The sequence below is a fragment of the Acinetobacter sp. VT 511 genome, assembly GCF_001077515.1.
GTDB classification, from domain to species: Bacteria; Pseudomonadota; Gammaproteobacteria; order Pseudomonadales; family Moraxellaceae; genus Acinetobacter; species Acinetobacter schindleri.
Map to the genome: position 1 here is coordinate 29,927 of NZ_LFRE01000067.1, position 17,765 is coordinate 47,691.

16 protein-coding genes are annotated in these 17,765 nt (G+C 42.3%); 8 read left to right on the forward strand and 8 right to left on the reverse strand.

The annotated features are described in order from the left end of the window. Nucleotides 1-87: 87 nt before the first annotated feature. The 3 genes from ACS72_RS10010 to ACS72_RS10020 all read left to right on the forward strand — a co-directional run bounded on the left by ACS72_RS10010 (nt 88) and on the right by ACS72_RS10020 (nt 3,587). Nucleotides 88-1,209, forward strand: a complete 1,122-nt coding sequence (locus tag ACS72_RS10010) for a CaiB/BaiF CoA-transferase family protein (protein ID WP_048882025.1) — start codon at nt 88-90, stop codon at nt 1,207-1,209. Nucleotides 1,210-1,465: 256 nt separating this feature from the next. Continuing rightward, entirely contained in the window at nt 1,466-3,109 is a 1,644-nt protein-coding gene (locus ACS72_RS10015; RefSeq protein WP_048882026.1) for a nitrite/sulfite reductase, read from the forward strand. Then, nucleotides 3,102-3,587, forward strand: a complete 486-nt coding sequence (locus tag ACS72_RS10020; protein WP_048882027.1) for a DUF934 domain-containing protein — start codon at nt 3,102-3,104, stop codon at nt 3,585-3,587. The genes ACS72_RS10015 and ACS72_RS10020 overlap by 8 nt, the downstream gene beginning before the upstream one ends. Nucleotides 3,588-3,630: 43 nt before the next feature. Here ACS72_RS10020 and ACS72_RS10025 read toward each other — a convergent pair whose 3' ends face one another. The 3 genes from ACS72_RS10025 to ACS72_RS10035 all read right to left on the reverse strand — a co-directional run bounded on the left by ACS72_RS10025 (nt 3,631) and on the right by ACS72_RS10035 (nt 6,163). Beyond that, entirely contained in the window at nt 3,631-4,092 is a 462-nt protein-coding gene (locus ACS72_RS10025; RefSeq protein WP_004814501.1) for a VOC family protein, read from the reverse strand. Between the two features lie 262 nt (nt 4,093-4,354). Continuing rightward, nucleotides 4,355-5,530, reverse strand: coding sequence for a thiolase family protein (locus tag ACS72_RS10030; RefSeq protein ID WP_004891575.1), 1,176 nt, complete (start codon nt 5,528-5,530; stop codon nt 4,355-4,357). Between the two features lie 111 nt (nt 5,531-5,641). Beyond that, nucleotides 5,642-6,163 (reverse strand): GspH/FimT family pseudopilin, encoded by a 522-nt coding sequence (locus ACS72_RS10035; protein WP_048882028.1) that lies wholly within the window; start codon nt 6,161-6,163, stop codon nt 5,642-5,644. 372 nt (nt 6,164-6,535) lie between these two features. On the opposite strand from ACS72_RS10035, the gene omp38 reads away from it, so the two are divergent. Continuing rightward, complete coding sequence (gene omp38 / locus ACS72_RS10040) at nt 6,536-7,591, forward strand: outer membrane protein Omp38 (protein WP_048882029.1); 1,056 nt, start codon at nt 6,536-6,538, stop codon at nt 7,589-7,591. A 109-nt stretch (nt 7,592-7,700) separates the two neighbouring features. After that, complete coding sequence (locus ACS72_RS10045) at nt 7,701-8,234, forward strand: cysteine peptidase family C39 domain-containing protein (RefSeq protein ID WP_048882030.1); 534 nt, start codon at nt 7,701-7,703, stop codon at nt 8,232-8,234. A 45-nt stretch (nt 8,235-8,279) separates the two neighbouring features. Here the strand turns inward: ACS72_RS10045 and ACS72_RS10050 are convergent, their stop codons facing one another. The 3 genes from ACS72_RS10050 to ACS72_RS10060 form a co-directional block, all read right to left on the reverse strand. Then, nucleotides 8,280-9,743: an amino acid permease gene (locus ACS72_RS10050; protein WP_008304503.1), complete on the reverse strand. Its 1,464-nt coding sequence runs from the start codon at nt 9,741-9,743 to the stop codon at nt 8,280-8,282. Beyond that, nucleotides 9,743-10,777: a methyltransferase gene (locus ACS72_RS10055; protein ID WP_048882031.1), complete on the reverse strand. Its 1,035-nt coding sequence runs from the start codon at nt 10,775-10,777 to the stop codon at nt 9,743-9,745. The genes ACS72_RS10050 and ACS72_RS10055 overlap by 1 nt, the downstream gene beginning before the upstream one ends. Nucleotides 10,778-10,842: 65 nt before the next feature. Next, nucleotides 10,843-12,213, reverse strand: a complete 1,371-nt coding sequence (locus tag ACS72_RS10060; protein WP_048882032.1) for a uracil-xanthine permease family protein — start codon at nt 12,211-12,213, stop codon at nt 10,843-10,845. A gap of 162 nt (nt 12,214-12,375) precedes the next feature. Here ACS72_RS10060 and typA point away from each other — a divergent pair, with 162 nt between their 5' ends. Next, the gene (typA, locus tag ACS72_RS10065) at nt 12,376-14,211 is read left to right on the forward strand and encodes a translational GTPase TypA (protein WP_004814517.1); all 1,836 of its coding nucleotides are present in this window, start codon (nt 12,376-12,378) and stop codon (nt 14,209-14,211) included. 173 nt (nt 14,212-14,384) lie between these two features. Further along, entirely contained in the window at nt 14,385-14,822 is a 438-nt protein-coding gene (mscL, locus tag ACS72_RS10070) for a large conductance mechanosensitive channel protein MscL (RefSeq protein WP_048882033.1), read from the forward strand. Nucleotides 14,823-14,929: 107 nt separating this feature from the next. Here mscL and ACS72_RS10075 read toward each other — a convergent pair whose 3' ends face one another. Together ACS72_RS10075 and mutM are read right to left on the reverse strand one after the other, a co-directional pair. Continuing rightward, nucleotides 14,930-15,214: a peptidylprolyl isomerase gene (locus ACS72_RS10075; protein WP_004891582.1), complete on the reverse strand. Its 285-nt coding sequence runs from the start codon at nt 15,212-15,214 to the stop codon at nt 14,930-14,932. Beyond that, nucleotides 15,214-16,071 (reverse strand): bifunctional DNA-formamidopyrimidine glycosylase/DNA-(apurinic or apyrimidinic site) lyase, encoded by an 858-nt coding sequence (mutM, locus tag ACS72_RS10080; RefSeq protein WP_048882034.1) that lies wholly within the window; start codon nt 16,069-16,071, stop codon nt 15,214-15,216. The genes ACS72_RS10075 and mutM overlap by 1 nt, the downstream gene beginning before the upstream one ends. A gap of 381 nt (nt 16,072-16,452) precedes the next feature. On the opposite strand from mutM, the gene ACS72_RS10085 reads away from it, so the two are divergent. Further along, nucleotides 16,453-17,715, forward strand: a complete 1,263-nt coding sequence (locus ACS72_RS10085; protein ID WP_048882035.1) for a carbohydrate porin — start codon at nt 16,453-16,455, stop codon at nt 17,713-17,715. The last annotated feature ends 50 nt before the right edge of the window (nt 17,716-17,765 follow it).

The window sequence follows — 17,765 nt, forward strand, 5'->3', positions numbered from 1 at the left end:
AGGTAAATGGCTGAACATGACATTGTTTTTGTGTGTTTATGTTTCTAATATGCATAAAAAACCATCATAAATAGAGTAATTATACTAATGTCTTATGCATTAAAAGGATTGAAAGTCCTCGATTTTTCTACACTTTTACCTGGTCCTTTTGCCACCATGTACTTGGCAGACCTCGGTGCCGAGGTTGTGCATATTGAATCACCAACACGTCCTGACCTGTTGCGATTAGTGCCACCATACGCACATGGACAGGCAACTGCACACAATTATTTGAATCGTAACAAACAATCTATCACGCTGGATCTTAAAAATCGTGACTGTATCGAACAGATCAAAACCAGGATTTCGGACTATGACATCGTGGTTGAACAGTTCCGTCCCGGCGTAATGCAACGTTTGGGACTGGATTACGCCACCTTGGCTGAAATCAATCCGCGACTTATTTATTGTTCCATTACTGGCTATGGGCAAACTGGTTCTTATAAAGATAAGGCCGGGCATGACATTAATTACTTGGCCTTATCCGGAATTGCCGGACATAGCGGTCGGGTTCAGGGTGGTCCACCGGCTTTAGGTATTCAGGTCGCTGATGTTGCTGGCGGTTCCATGCATGCGATTATCGCTGTCCTAGCAGCGGTGATTGAGCGCCAGCGTAGCGGAATGGGACAGTATATTGATATTTCCATGACCGATTGTGCGGTGACCTTAAATAATATGGCAGCCGCCGCCAGTCTGGCAGCAGGTGTGGATGCCCAACCGGAATCGGGGCATCTCAATGGCGGCACTTTTTATGATTATCACCAAACTCAAGATGGACGTTATCTTTCTATTGGCAGTTTAGAGCCACAATTTATGCAGGGTTTAGCCCAGGCATTGCAGTTACCAGTTCTGTTAGAAAAAGGTTCATCCTTAGATGCTCAAGACCAGAAAGAAGTGAAAGCAGCAATTCAAGAGAAAATTCGCAGTAAAACTCTGAATGAGTGGCAGACTATATTTGCTACTTTAGATGTGTGTGTGGAGCCGGTATTACACCTGGATGAAGCCTTAACTTCACAACTGGCACAAGAGCGGGGCTGGGTGGTGCATGTTCCAGTCAAAGCAGGGGAACAGGAGGCTGAGCCACAGCTGGCCTGTCCAATCAAATTTTCCCGTTCTAGCTCACGCTATGATTTTATGGGACAGGCACTAGGTGAATCTGAACAGTGGTAAGTTTTTGGGTCTTTTAATGATTATTTATTGATCAGTAGAGGTGAGCTGCTTTTATATGAAAATAAATGCTAAAGATTTAAAAAATAAATCATTATTCGTTGAAAAGGAGTTTTGCTCGACAAATCCTTTAAATCACTGAATTTCTGGTAGGCTTATCAATAAAATCGCTATGAAATATGTATAAAAAGCATTTTATTGATAGATTCAATCTCGTTATCCTTGCCGACGATATAATAGAAACTACTAGCTGTACGCCATGTATTTATATACTGATTTCGATCAGCAACTGATTAATGAACGTGTTGCACAGTTCCGTGACCAAACGGAACGTTACTTAGCGGGCAAATTGACGGAAGATGAATACCGTCCGCTCCGCCTTCAAAATGGTCTTTATGTACAACGTTATGCGCCAATGTTGCGTATTGCGGTGCCTTATGGCCTGATGAATTCTAAACAACTTCGTAAAGTGGCTGATCTGGCGAAAGAGTATGATCGTGGCTATGCACACGTTTCAACTCGTCAGAATATCCAGTTTAACTGGCCTGCACTAGAAAACGTGCCTGATATGCTCGCTGAACTGGCAACTGTGCAAATGCATGCGATCCAGACTTCAGGGAACTGTATCCGTAATACTACCACTGACCAGTATGCAGGTGTGGTGGCAGGTGAAATTGCAGATCCACGTCCGACCTGTGAATTGATCCGTCAATGGTCAACTTTCCACCCGGAATTTGCTTTCTTGCCACGTAAGTTCAAGATCGCGGTATCTGCGCTGGAAGAGATTGACCGTGCGGCAACTTCATTCCATGATATTGGTGTCTATATCGTGAAAAATGAAGCAGGCGAAATCGGCTATAAAATTAAAGTGGGCGGCGGCTTGGGCCGTACGCCAGTGATTGGTAGCTTTATCCGTGACTTCCTGCCACGTGAAGACCTGATTGCATACCTTGAAGCTGTACTTCGTGTATACAACTTGCATGGTCGTCGTGACAACAAATATAAAGCGCGTATCAAAATCTTAGTAAAAGCACTCACACCTGAAGTATTTGCTGAGAAAGTAGAAGCGGAATTTGCACATACCATTAAAACATTGAAAATCGATGCTGAAACCTTGGCAAAAATGGATGAGAACTTCACGCCATTTGCTTATCAAGATTATGCAGATGAAGATTTTTCTGAACAGTTCGCGGCGCATCCGAAATTCAAGCAATGGTTCAATATCAATACCAATGCGCACAAGGTGAAAGGCTATCGTATCGTTACGATTTCACTGAAACGTGCAGGTGTGGCTCCTGGTGATGTAACCACTGAAGAGATGAACCTGATTGCAGATCTTGCAGACAAGTACACTTTCGGTGAATTACGCACGACTCATGAGCAAAATATTGCCCTTGTTGATGTCCCACAAAAAGACCTGTTCGAATTGTGGACGATCCTTGAGCAAAACAATCTGGCACGCGCTCACATCGGCTTCTTGACGGACATCATTTGCTGCCCGGGCGGTGACTTCTGTTCATTGGCGAATGCGAAATCAATTCCGATTTCTGAAGCAATTTCACGTCGTTTTGATGATCTGGATACGATTTATAACCTTGGCAAAATCGACCTGAATATTTCAGGTTGTATGAATGCCTGTGGTCATCACCACGTCGGTAATATCGGTATTTTGGGTGTAGATAAAAAAGGTGCTGAATTCTACCAAATTACTTTAGGTGGTAATGCAGACCATGATGCATCGCTTGGTGACATTCTTGGTCCATCATTTGCTGCTGAAGTAGTGCCGGATATCATCGAAGAAATCCTGAATACTTATCTTGACCTGCGTCAGGAAGGTGAAGAATTTATCGATACCTATCGTCGTGTTGGCATCCAACCATTCAAGGAGCGTGCATATGCTTAATACCGCACTACAAGTGCTCTCTAAAGATGGCACGATTGCAGACAATACTTACCAGTTGATAGGTGAAGATGGCGTATTGCCACAAGGTGATGTGGTTCTGACTGTTGAACAGTTAGAACAAATCGCCAATGTTTCGGGTAAAAAAGCACTGTACTTAACGGTAGATGCTTCTCCTGAGACCAATGAATTTCCACTGGATCAACTTGATGCAATCTTTATTGAGTTTGCAGGCTTTAACGATGGTCGCGGATATTCATTTGCAGCGTTACTTCGTCGTCAAGGTTTCCAAGGGGAACTGCGTGCAACAGGTGATGTATTTAAAGACGTACTGAACTATATGAAGCGTTCGGGTTTCGATACTTTCGTGATTAAAGAAGGTAAAGATATTCAGGAAGCGGCAGCAGGTTTAAACGACTTTAGCAATCCGTACCAGGCATCCACAGCTGTGCCAAAACCGAACTATCAGACTGGAGCTTAATCCGTCTTCAGTTAAAAGCCTCCAAATGGAGGCTTTTTTATTTCTAGAAATTTGGACTACGTTCTTCTAATAGACAGTTAATCATCCACTGCACACCAAACTGATCGGTACAGGCACCGTAAAGTGCGCCCCAAAAAGTTTTTTCCAAAGGCATTTCAATTTGACCCTTGGCAGATAAAGCCTCAAACAGTCGTTGAGCTTCGGCTTGTTCACTAGCACTTAAAATAATTGCAATATAGTGATTGGTCCCTTTGGTAAAAGTAGGGGAGCTAGGGCTGTCTAGCTTTTCATTAATATCTGATCCCATTAATTCAGTATATTCATTGATAGGAAGTGAAATATGCAAAATCTGGCTTCTATCCGTATCGGAGAGGTCAATGCCTTCCTGTCCGGGCATATCACCATAACGGCTCAAATTAGAAAATTCACCACCAAACACTGAACGATAAAAAGTAAAAGCGGCTTCAGTTTCACCCTGGAAGTTGAGATAGTGATTAAATCGCATGGAGGTTTCCTTTTTTCTTGTTTTGATTCTCTCTAATTTACTCCTTGCAACGTGTCTGATTGATAAAGAAGCTTTATGAAAATGTAAGTAAGGGAATTCTTCTATTGATAGGATAATCAAGACAAAAATAATTTTTAGTTTAAGACCCGGTTTTAAATGATTGTTCGAGTAATGCTTTAGTAGACATCATTAAGGCTAGATTTTGGATTAATAAAAAAAGAGGGCTTTAAAAGCCCTCTTCAGTCGTTTGACTTTTTGAAAATTAGATTAGCTCAATCGCGACTGCAGTTGCTTCACCACCACCGATACATAGAGCTGCAACACCTTTCTTGCCGCCAGTGCGCTTTAAAGCATGGATCAAAGTCAGGATAATACGAGAACCTGTAGAACCCACTGGGTGACCTAGTGCACAAGCACCACCATTAATATTGACTTTTTCAGGATCAAGCTTGAACTCATCCATTGGACACATGGTGACCATGGCAAAAGCTTCATTGATCTCCCAAAGATCTACTTCTTCTGCTGTCCAGCCTGCTTTATCCAGTACTTTCTGAATAGCACCAACTGGAGCAATTGTAAACTCGGATGGATGCTGAGAGTTTGACGCATAGGCAACAATTTTTGCTAATGGGTTTAAATCTTGAGCTGCTGCATTGTCAGCAGAAGTTAAAACCAATGCAGAGGCACCATCAGAAATAGAGCTGGCATTTGCTGCAGTAATGGTACCATCTTTGGCAAAAGCAGGACGTAATGTTGGGATTTTATCAATATTGGCATTGAATGGCTGTTCGTCTTTATCAACCACTACATCACCTTTACGGGTGGAAACAGTGACTGGCACAATTTCATCTGCAAAGTAGCCTTCATTGACCGCAGTTTGTGCACGTTTTAATGAACGGATAGCGAAATCATCCATCTGTTCACGCGTATAACCTTTGGTATTTGCCATATCTTGGGCAAAAGAACCCATTAGGCGACCAGTTTCTGCATCTTCTAAACCGTCCAAGAACATATGGTCTTTAATTTCACCATGGCCCATACGGAAGCCGCCACGTGCTTTGGGTAATACATAAGGCGCATTGGTCATGGATTCCATGCCACCAGCAACTACATAAGTTGCAGAACCGGCCTTGATCATGTCAGCAGCTTGCATCACTGCTTTCATGCCTGAACCACAAAGCTTATTAATAGTTACAGCACCTGTGCTGTCTGGAAGACCAGCCTTACGCATTGCCTGACGGGCAGGACCCTGTTTTAAACCGGCAGGAAGAACACAACCCATAATGACTTCTTCGATGTCTGTTGGTTGTAAACCTGCACGTGCAATGGCTTCTTTGATCGTGACAGCACCTAGTTCAGGCGCAGTTACACCTGATAAGCTGCCTTGGAAGCCACCCATGGCTGTACGTGCACCATTGACAATTACGATGTCAGTCATTGTTGTATCTCCATATGAGTTTTAGTCTTTTATTCTCGACCTAAGCAGTATATTGAAAAAACTGCAAGATTAAAGCCTCAAAAAAGTTGAATCATAAACCGGGCAGTTTTCTTAGCATGTACTCAGATTCTCTTTACGCAGATGTCCCATTTTGCTAAGTACAATTTTGTAATAATGGGAATGCTGAAAAGAACAGTAGTAAAAGCTGCCATTGGAGCCAATAGGTAAATTGGTTTGAGCCTGATAGTTGACATTTGGGATACTTAAAGCACCTCTCCAATCCAGCTGTCCATATTTAAGCCTTAGATGATCAACATGCAGTACGGTTTCGCCGGCATCAACCTGTCTGTTTTTATTTTGATCGACAAATACCAGCCAAGCATTGCTCCACTGATTTGTTTGACAGGTCGATAGATTTAATGTGGGACAAATCACAATATTCTGCCGTAATACTGCCGATTGACTGCGTGCATAGCGATTCACTGCTGTAATCTTCTGATAAATACTGTTAGCTTCTTGTTTTGACTGATATTCTTGAAACAAAGGAACTGCTAGGGTTGTGAGTATTGCAAGAATTGAAATGACAACAATAAGCTCCACAATTGTGAACGCATTATTTCTTTTTATATACATGGTTTAACCTATTTATATATTATTTTTATTTGAAACATGCTATTAATTAGGCGTTTTTTAATGCTTTTTTTTATTTACCTAGTATTTTTGTACTTGAAATAGGAGAAAGCTGTTAAAATTAGGTAAGAGACAATAAGGTATTCACAATAAAAAATTGAGTAAAAATTTACCGAATTACAACGGAAATTGTAAGTAATTTTGTCAATAATTTACTTGATTAGATTAATCAAGCACTTGGAAAATTTATTCAGTGTTTGTATGATTCCCTGTGAATAGCTTAAAAATAAAACTGGGGTAAAAGAAGCCTATCTCAGGAAAGCCAATTTAGGCTTGAGCTTGAACAACAATTTGTTATCTCTGGAGGATAAATCCATGAAAATGAGTCGTATTGCTTTAGCAATGCTTGTAGCTGCTCCTTTCGCTGCTGCAAACGCAGGCGTAACTGTTACTCCATTACTGGTTGGTTATACTTGGCAAGATACAAAACACAACAATGACGCTGCAGATCATTTATACGGCGCTACCCCTGAACTTCAAGACGACCTATTTGTAGGTGCTGCTCTTGGTGTTGAATTGACTCCATGGTTAGGCTTTGAAGCTGAATATAACCAAGTTAAAGGTGACATCGAAGGTGGTACAGTTGCTGAACGTGCTGTTATCGGTGACGAATACAAACAAACTCAAATCAATGGTAACTTCTATGTAACTTCTGATTTGATCACTAAAAACTATGATAGCAAAGTTAAGCCATACGTATTATTAGGTGCTGGTCACTACAAATACGAATATGAAAACAGTGCACTTGAAGATGATGAAGGTACTTTAGGTAATGCTGGTTTAGGTGCTTTCTGGCGCTTAAACGATGCACTGTCTGTTCGTACAGAAGCGCGTGCAACTTATAACTTTGACGAAGATTTTTGGAACTATACAGCACTTGCTGGTTTAAACGTAGTTCTTGGTGGCCACTTGAAACCTGCTGCGCCAGTCGTAGAAGTTGCTCCAGTTGAACCAGTTGCTCCAGTTGCTCCAGCTCCACAAGAGTTGACTGAAGACCTGAACATGGAACTTCGTGTATTCTTTGATACAAATAAATCTAACATCAAAGATCAGTACAAACCAGAAATCGCGAAAGTTGCTGAGAAATTGGTTGAATATCCAAACGCAACTGCTCGTATCGAAGGTCACACTGACAACACTGGTCCACGTGCACTGAACGAACGTCTATCTCTTGCTCGTGCTAACTCTGTCAAATCTTCACTAGTTAACGAATACAACGTTGATGCTTCTCGTTTGTCTACTCAAGGTTTCGCTTGGGATCAACCGATTGCTGACAACAACACTAAAGAAGGTCGTGCTATGAACCGTCGTGTATTCGCGACTATTTCTGGTAGCCGTACTGTTCTAGCTGAACAACCAGCTGCTCAATAATTCATTATTGAACACTGATTAAAAAAAAGCGACTCTCTTATGAGTCGCTTTTTTTATTTCCCTGATTTGACTACACTGCATAGCCCTAAACCTGTTTTTGAGTCTGAGCATGAGTGTGGAACTTCCTGAAGATTTACAAAATCTGGATGCCAATAGTGGCCTCTATGCGATCTGGATGATTTTTCATCACTATGGTATAGATCTGCATATTCCAGATCTGGTACAGCTCACACGCCATGATCCTGAAATGGGAACCTCCAGTATTGCGCTTGCAGTTGCTTTAAAAACACTGGGTTTGGATGTTAATTTTTATACTGAACATGACCCAGATAAACAGCCAATTGAACTTGATTTCTATCAACAAGCATCTCGTTTACAAATCCCGGTTATAGAACAGCCCTTGTCTTACGCAGACATTCAGGAAAATGTAGAAGCTGGTCGTTTTGTGATTGTGTTCTATGACACCCTGGAGGGCGTAGGGAATCATTCTTTGGTGTACGAAATCAATAAAAGTGAAATCAGCTTCTTTGACAGTTTTGAGTCCATGCGGAAAGAGGTGTTTGAACAGCAGCGTCGGGTAGAGGGAATTTGTCAGCAAACTATCATTATTGATGATCGAAATTTTGTTATGCGCCACAGTTAATACAATAAAAAAGCAGCCTGAATGGCTGCTTTTTCAGATCAAAAATTATTCATGATCTATTTTCATCGGCTGAACATCCATCTCTTTATAAGAAATGAGTTTGGTATTGTGTTTCCACTTATAACCTAACCAGATCGCTAAGAATAAGAAAATACCAATGTAAGTAGAAAGTACTGCAAGCCATTCACCATTTAGTACTGCCTGATAGTTTTGCCCCAGGACCACAATCGCACACAGCACAAAAGCAAACCATGGCGCAAACGGGAAGAACTTGGCGCGATAAGCCAGATCCTCAAGTTTATAACCTTGAGCCAGATATCCTTTACGGAAGCGATAATGAGATATTGCAATACCCAACCATACAATAAATCCACACATACCAGACATATTGAGTAGCCAGTTAAATACTTCCTGTTCACCAATAAATGTTGTCAGAAAACATAATGCTGCGATTGCAGTGGTGGCATATAGTGCATTCATTGGAACACCGCGCGCATCCAGACGACCAAACAATTTTGGTGCACTGCCTTTACGTGCCATATCAAACAGCATACGGGTAGAGGAGTACATGCCCGAGTTACCCGCAGACAGAATTGCAGTCAAAATCACCGCATTCATTACACTGGCAGCAAAAGCGAAACCGGCTTGCTCATATAGCAAAGTGAAAGGCGAAAGCGCAATATCTTCACTAGACGCTGCCTGTAAAAGACGTGGGTCATCATAAGCAATCAGGGTGCCGATAATGAAGATACACACAATATAGAATAACAGGATACGCCAGAAAATTTGCTTAATTGCTACTGGAATGGTTTTCTGCGGATCTTTAGATTCGCCTGCAGCAACACCGACCATTTCAGTCCCCTGGAAGGAGAATCCGGCAATCATCGCCACCCCGATCAGGGCAGATAAGCCGCCCACAAATGGTGCTTCACCTTTGGTCCAGTTGGCAAATGTAGCAACCTCAGGAGTTAACATGATTTTTACAATCATGAAGATACCAATGATGATAAACGCAATAATCGCCAGCACTTTGATTAAGGAGAAGAAAAATTCAGATTCACCAAAGCCTTTTACCGTCAGTGCATTAATCCCGAACACCACCGCCAGGAACAGGGCACTCCAGTAAAAACCAGGAATGTCCGGAAACCAGAATTTCATGATGAACTGGACTGCGACCAGCTCAAAGGCTACGGTGATTGCCCAGTTGTACCAGTAGTTCCAGCCTAAAGCGAAACCAAAACCGCCTTCGACATATTTAGTACCGTAGGTAAAGAAAGCACCTGAAGTCGGATTATGGGTTGCAAGCTCCCCCAAGCTGGTCATCAGGAAGTAAATCATGACACCAATGAGCGCATACGCAAGTAATGCACCACCTGGTCCGGCATTGGCAATGGTTGCACCTGACGCCAGGAACAAACCTGTACCAATTGATCCACCGATGGCGATCATATTCAGATGACGAGCACTTAGCTTACGCTGCAGCTGTGTGCTGTTTTGGGTTTCGCTCATCATGATTCCTTAACATTTTTTTGAGTGCTGGCGAAAAGCACCTTGAAGCCTTGTTGATCAGTTTTGACTGTGCATTGGCCAAAACTTTGCTCAATTAAAATCGGGTAATTTAAGAAGCGGTTCGCCACAATCCATAATTCACCACCAGACTTGAGATGACGACGTGAAGTCTTGCACAGATTTTCACTGGCATCATAGTTGGTCTGAATGCCTTGATGGAAGGGTGGATTACTGACGATGGCGTGCAAAAATAATGGTGCATCTTCAATCCCGCTCACTGCCTTAATTTCAAGTTGCTCAGGCTCAAGCTGATTTTTCTCAAAAGTCATTTTAGTAGAGGCTAATGCAAAAGCGTCTACATCTAAGGCAAAGATACGATTGTTCGGATTGAGCTTGGCAAGATAGGCACTAATGACGCCGGCACCACAGCCAAAGTCGGCAATTTTACCTGAAGTCACTTCAGACAGGTAGGGCAGGAAAACTGCTGTACCGACATCCAGATGATTCTGGCTAAATACACCAGGGAGTGCACAAATCTGTAAATCGCCTTTGGGAGTAGAGACGCTATAGGTTTGTGCCCAGTCAGCTAATGCTCTTTTCTCGACGCTGCAGTCTAGTGTCAATTGCCATAATTGGCAATGTCGTGCGCTATCGAGTTTGAGGCTTTTACCATAGGGTTGCAGCTGTTTTGCCGCGCGCTCCACGCCACCTTTTTTCTCACCCACCAAAAACACCTGGTTGCCTTGTTGTAGGTAAACCGCTACATTGTGAATCAGGTAATTAAGTAATTCTCTGGATTTTGGAACAAAGATTACAGCCTGATCAAATTCACCTTCAGGAAATTCTACACCAAAATGTACATTGGCTTGCTGGGCCTGAAAATACAGGTAGTCATTATAATTCCATGTCCACACTGCAGCCTGAATGGATTGATCAAATTCAGCCAGCAGATGATCCGTTGGAGGATTAATCAGCAGTACACGACCCGACAAATAATCATATTGTCTTAATAAGACTTCGCTTTTAGCATCCATAGGAATCTCTCCAATAGAAAAACACTGTCCAAGTTCAACTCAGACAGTGTTTTCTGGACATGAACTTACTTCTTTGTTTCAGGAAGTACAATATTTAGAATCAAGGCCGCAATACCGCCGGTCGCAACACCAGAACTAAAGATATTACGGAATAATTCAGGAAGATGTTCCAGAATCTGTGGAACCTGCGCCACACCCAAGCCTAATGCAAGAGAAATGGCAATGATCAGTAGAGCACGACGGTCCAGGTGAATACCAGACAGAATGTTAATACCAGATGCAGCGACTGCACCAAACATCACCATCACTGCGCCACCAAGAACAGCTTGAGGAACCGCCTGAATCACGCCAGCCACTGCTGGAAGTAAACCCAGAATGACTAAAAGTGCTGCAATCCAGATGCCGACATAACGGCTCGCTACACCAGTCAATTGAATCACACCGTTATTTTGTGCAAATACAGAACTTGGGAATGTATTGAATAAACCCGCAAGTAAAGAGTTCGCCCCATTCACTAACACGCCACCTTTAATACGCTTCATCCAGGTCGGGCCATCGACTGTCTGGTTAGAGAGTTTAGATGTTGCAGTAATGTCACCAATCGCTTCTAGCGAAGTCACCAAATAAATAAACGCCATTGGAATGAATAAGCTCCAAGAGAAGCTTAATCCAAAATGCATTGGTGTCGGGATCTGAACCAGTGGAGCATCTTTTAAGCCTTCAAAGTTCAGGTGACCCATAAAGCCAGCAAGAATATAACCGACAACCAGTGCGATCAGAATTGCCGAACTTTTTACCCAGGTAATGCGCACACGATTCAGTAAAATAATCAGTGCCAGAACTGTACATGACATGATCAGGTTGTCAGCATTAGCAAAGGTTTTATCATTCATGGCCTGATAACCACCACCCATGCTGATTAGGCCTTCTTTAATTAAAGTCAGACCAATCAGTAAAACCACAATCCCTGTTACTAAAGGTGTGATCAGCTTTTTAATCCATGGCAGGATTTGCGATACGCCCATTTCAATAAATGAACCTGCAATTACCACACCAAAGATCGAAGCCATGACAGCTTCTACCGGTGTACCGGCAGCAACCATCGCCGAACCAATACCAATAATTGGACCAATAAAGTTAAAACTGGTGCCTTGAACAATCAGCAAACCTGCACCAAATGGACCAACTTTTTTGGATTGTAAAAAAGTCGCGATCCCTGAAATTACCAATGACATGGATAAAATCATGTTAGTGTCTTCTTTAGAGACACCTAGTGCCAGACAGATCAGCAGACCAGGAGTCACAATTGGGACAATAATGGCCAGTAAATGCTGGAATGCTGCTAGAAATGCGATAAATGGTTTAGGGCGATCTTCAAGGCCGTACACGAGGTCAAGTTGATCTTTGGAAGGAGGAGATTGATTAAAAACAGACATGTGTCAATGCAAATTAAGGCTGGGTGGCGCTATTCTAATCGAGTTACACGTCATTACAAAAGGCATTGGAAAAAAAATTGACGAAGTCAACAAACTGTCACTGTCAAAACTTTGTATTTTTCTGTATAATTTGCCCTCAAATTTAATACGTATCGAATTTACATGTCAGATATTAAAACTCTCCGTAACATCGCCATTATTGCGCACGTCGATCATGGTAAAACCACTCTTGTAGACAAACTTTTGCAACAATCAGGTGCTCTCGGTGATCGCGCGGGTGAGATCGAGCGTGTCATGGATTCTGGCGCTATTGAAAGTGAACGTGGTATTACCATTCTTGCAAAAAACACTGCAATCAAATGGACTGATGCACGTACTAACACAGAATATCGCATTAATATCGTGGACACCCCGGGACACGCCGACTTTGGTGGTGAAGTTGAACGTGTTCTTTCTATGGTGGACTGCGTATTGCTTCTTGTAGACTCACAAGAAGGTCCAATGCCACAAACTCGTTTCGTAACGCAAAAAGCGTTCGCACGTGGTTTAAAGCCAATTGTCATTATCAACAAAGTCGACAAGCCAAGCGCGCGTCCTGACTGGGTAATTGACCAAGTATTCGATTTATTCGATAACTTAGGCGGTACTGACGAACAGTTAGACTTCCCGGTTGTATATGCATCTGGTCTTCGTGGTGTAGCGGGTCCTTCTCCTGAAGAACTTGCTGACGACATGACGCCGTTGTTCCAAACAATCGTAGACATTGTTGAACCACCAGCAGTTGACGTTGATGGTCCATTCCAAATGCAAGTGTCTTCACTTGACTATAACAGCTTCGTAGGTGTAATCGGTGTTGGTCGTATCCAACGCGGTTCAGTGAAATTAAACACGCCTGTGACTGTGATCGACAAAGAAGGTAACACTCGTAACGGCCGTATCTTGAAAATCATGGGTTACCATGGTTTAGAGCGTGTTGATGTTGAATCCGCTCAAGCAGGCGACATCGTTTGTATCACTGGTATTGATGCACTCAACATTTCTGACACAATCTGTGATCCGAAAGCAGTTGAAGCACTTCCAGCACTTTCTGTAGACGAGCCTACAGTGTCTATGACCTTCCAGGTCAACAACTCACCGTTTGCTGGTAAAGAAGGTAAATTTGTAACTTCACGTAATATCCGTGAACGTCTTGACCGCGAATTGATCCACAACGTAGCACTTCGTGTTGAAGACACTGACAGTCCAGACCGTTTTAAAGTATCTGGTCGTGGTGAGCTTCACCTTTCAGTTTTAATTGAAAACATGCGTCGTGAAGGCTTCGAAATGGGCGTGTCTCGTCCACAAGTCATCATCAAGGAAATTGATGGTGAAAAACAAGAGCCCTATGAAAACGTAACGTTTGACGTTGAAGAGCAGCACCAAGGCGCTGTAATGGAGCAAATGGGTCACCGTAAAGGCGAAATGACCAATATGGAAGTTGATGGTAAAGGCCGTATCCGTATTGAAGCAACTGTACCTTCACGTGGCTTGATCGGTTTCCGTTCAGAATTCCTGACCATGACTTCTGGTACGGGTATCATGACGTCTAGCTTCTCGCATTATGGTCCAATGAAACAAGGTACTGTTGCGAAACGTCAAAACGGTGTACTGATTTCTATGGTTCAAGGTACTTGCTTGGGCTATGCATTGTTTACGCTGCAAGACCGTGGTCGTCTATTTGCTAAACCACAGTTAGAAGTTTATGAAGGCATGATCGTGGGTATTAACTCACGTTCTGATGACATGGTTGTTAACCCAACTAAAGCAAAACAGTTAACCAACGTACGTGCCTCTGGTACTGATGATGCGTTAACACTTGTTCCTGCAATTGAATACACGCTAGAACAAGCGCTTGAATTCATTGAAGATGACGAGCTTGTTGAAGTAACACCGAAGTCAATCCGTATCCGTAAGCGTTACCTGACTGAAAACGAACGTAAGCGTAACCGTGCTAAATAAGTTCGATTACTAATAGTTTAAAAAACCGCTGACATTGTTCAGCGGTTTTTTTATATATCTAGATAAGGTTGGACAAGATTACATAAACCTGATCAATTAGGCTTAAATAGAAATATCTAACTCCTGTATAATCTATCGCAAAATTGAAAATTGTATAAGAAACAGGTGACTTTATGAGTATTATTCAAGAATTTAAGGAATTTGCGGTTAAGGGCAATGTCATGGATCTCGCAGTCGGTGTGATCATTGGTGGCGCCTTCGGTAAGATTATTGACTCGATGGTAAAAGACGTCATCATGCCTTTAGTGAGCTGGATTCTAGGTGGGGACGTCGACTATTCCAACTGGTTTGTTGTATTAGGAGATAATCCAAACAATATAAGCAACCTGGCTGCTGCACAGGCAGCGGGGCTGAATGTCCTTGCTTATGGTAATTTCCTGACCATTCTCATTAACTTCCTGTTATTGGCATGGGTTGTATTCTGGTTAGTAAAACTAATGAACAAAATGCGTCGTAAACAAGAGGTAGACCCAGAGCCAGCAGCAACACCGGAAGATGTTGCATTATTACGTGAAATTCGTGATGAATTAAAAAAACGACCTGAAGTCTAAGCTTTCTAGATCAAAAAACGGCGCTTCTCGCGCCGTTTTTTATTTCTTAACCTCTCCCTAAAAGAAGAGGGGAAGTCCCCCTTTACTTATAGAGGGATTTAGGGGGATTAAAAATCCATTCGGAACTTGATTTCTAGCAAATGAAAACCAAACTGACTTTTCACTGGTCCATGCAAAACACGTTCGGCAGCAGTAAAAACCAGTTTATCAATCACTGGGACCAGCTGACCTTTTTTCACTTCACCCAGTTCACCACCGCGTTTAGCTGAATTACAGGTCGAATATTGTTTAGCGATCTTGGCAAAATCTGCGCCTGCTAGAATCTTTTTCTTGAGCTGTTCGGCAGTTTCTTTATCTTTGACCAGAATATGACGGACGATTGCAGTCTTCATTAGTTTTTACCTCGTACAGCTGCTACACGTTTGCTAGAAAGCTTTACTTTCTTTAGCGGCTGGCATTCAGGACAGTAGACAGATGCACGTTGTCCTAATTTGATATTTTCTAGCGTGGTTTCACAGTTCACGCACATTTCCCCAGCACGGCCATAAGCCAGCAGCGTTTGCTGAAAATAGCCATTTTCTCCCATGGCATTGGTATAGTCGCGTAAGGTTGAGCCACCCAGATCAATCGCCTGTTTTAAAATACGCTTAATTTCAATGACCAGCTTTTCAATCTGCTCAAAACTCAAGGTAGAGGCAGGTTGTGCAGGATGAATGCCCATATTGAATAGGCTTTCGGTTGCATAAATATTGCCTACACCCACGACAACATGGTTATCCATAATTGCAACTTTGGTGCCAACATTTTTATTTTTTAATTTTTCAAATAGATATTCAGCATTGAAACTATCACTGAGTGGCTCTGGTCCAAGTGTATCAATCAGCTTGCTTTGAGATTGTGCATCTAACCACAGGATGCAGCCGAAACGGCGTGGGTCATGATAGCGTAGCTGGATATCTTCAAACTGAATAATCAGATGATCATGCTTACGCAATTCTTCACTGGCTTCACATAAACGAAAGCTACCTGACATGCCTAAATGCCATAGCATCGTATCCTGTTCAAATTGCGCCAGAATATATTTGGAACGACGTGTCAGTTGAATCAGGCGCTGTCCTTGCAGACGAGCAATATCCTCAGGAACCGGCCAGCGTAAGCTTGACTGATGCACCTCCACGTATAGAACTTGCTGATCAAGGAGAGGCAGGAGACTGGTTTTGGTGGTTTCAACTTCTGGTAATTCAGGCATAACATTTAGCAGCTAATATCATGACGCTAATATTGGGCGTTTTATAGTTGAATGCAAGTCCTGTTTAAAAGAGAACTGAAAATTGAAGATGGAAATTTATTTTAACAATTGTTTAAAAAATAAACTTTAATATCAGGTGTATTTTTACTGTTAGGTTTAAAGAGAAACGGATTTTAGATCTTATTAATTAATTAAATAATTGAAAAATATACATTATATAAATTAAATTTTATATAAAATATTATTTCTTATAACTTAAAGTTTTACCAATAATAAAAAAAATGCTGTGTTTTTAAGTGAAAATTTATGTAACGTTCTGTATCAAGTCATACAGGGCAAGTCTCAGGCTGCCTTTACTCTCTCCGTATGTTTAGGTTTTATATGAAAAAGTTAAGTCTAGCTTTACTGCCATTCATGGTAGCCATGACTTCAGCTCAAGCTGAATCTGCATTTGACCCTCAGGGGCAGTACCTGTTAGGGGGCTGGGATGGAAAGCGTACAGAACTTGCTCAGCAAGGTATTAAGTTTGAGGCAAATATACTGACAGATACGGCTTATCTGGCAGAGGGTGGCCGTAATGAAGGAGCAGATCCATTAACTTCTGCACAGTTATGGTTAGGCACCCAGTTAGATATGGAAAAACTGGCAGGCTGGGATGGTGTAACTGTTCGTGCAGTAGCTACCGCACGTCAAGGCCAAAGTACTTCAGTGCGTGATTTACAAGGAAATGCTCCTCACCTGGCCAATGTTCAAGGTACTTTTGGTCGTGGTAACCAGGACAGTCGTTTAAGCGAACTGTCAATTGAGAAGACCTTCAAAGATCAAGGATTGAGTATTAAAGCAGGTCGTTTAGGTCTGGGTATGGACTTTAATGTCATGGCTTGTGATTTTGCCAGTACAGCATTCTGCGCTGCACAGATGGGTAAATGGCAGGGTAATATCTGGATGAATACCCCAGTATCTCAATGGGGAGCACGCGTTAAACAACAGTTAAATCCTGAAGTTGCAGTTCAAGTGGGAGTTTATGAATTTAACCCGGACAATGGTAATGGCAAGGCTGAAGGTCAAGGCTGGAGTCTGGATACGGATCATGCGGATGGTGTAACCATTCCGGCAGAGGTGGTCTGGACTCCAAAATCTTTTGTGAACGGTTTACCGGGTAGCTACCGTGTTGGTGGTATGTATAACACGGCTGATGATATTGCTAACCAAAAAGACATCGCAACAGGTGAAGGAAAAAACCGTACCTTTGCAGGCTGGTTAGCAATAGAGCAACAGTTAACATCGACAGGTAGTGGCCGTCAGGGTTTACATTCATTTGCCAATTTTACCTGGCATGACCGTGATACCAATAAAGTGGATAATTCACAACAAATTGGTGTGAAATATATTGGTTTAGTGGATAGCCAGCCAAATGACATTTTAGGTTTGGCAGTGAATCGTGTGCATGTGAATGATCGCTTTGCGGATTCACGGCCAGCTTTCAATGCTAGCGCTGAATACAATATCGAACTCAACTACAGCTATAACGCAACAAAGTGGTTAATGTTACGTCCAAACCTGCAATATGTAGTAAATCCAGGGTCTAGCAATCAAGTAGACAATGCATTAGTACTAGGTTTAACTACACGAGTGATCTTCTAAAGTTGGATCATTCACGTTATAACTAAACAGGCTCTTGGGAGCTTGTTTTT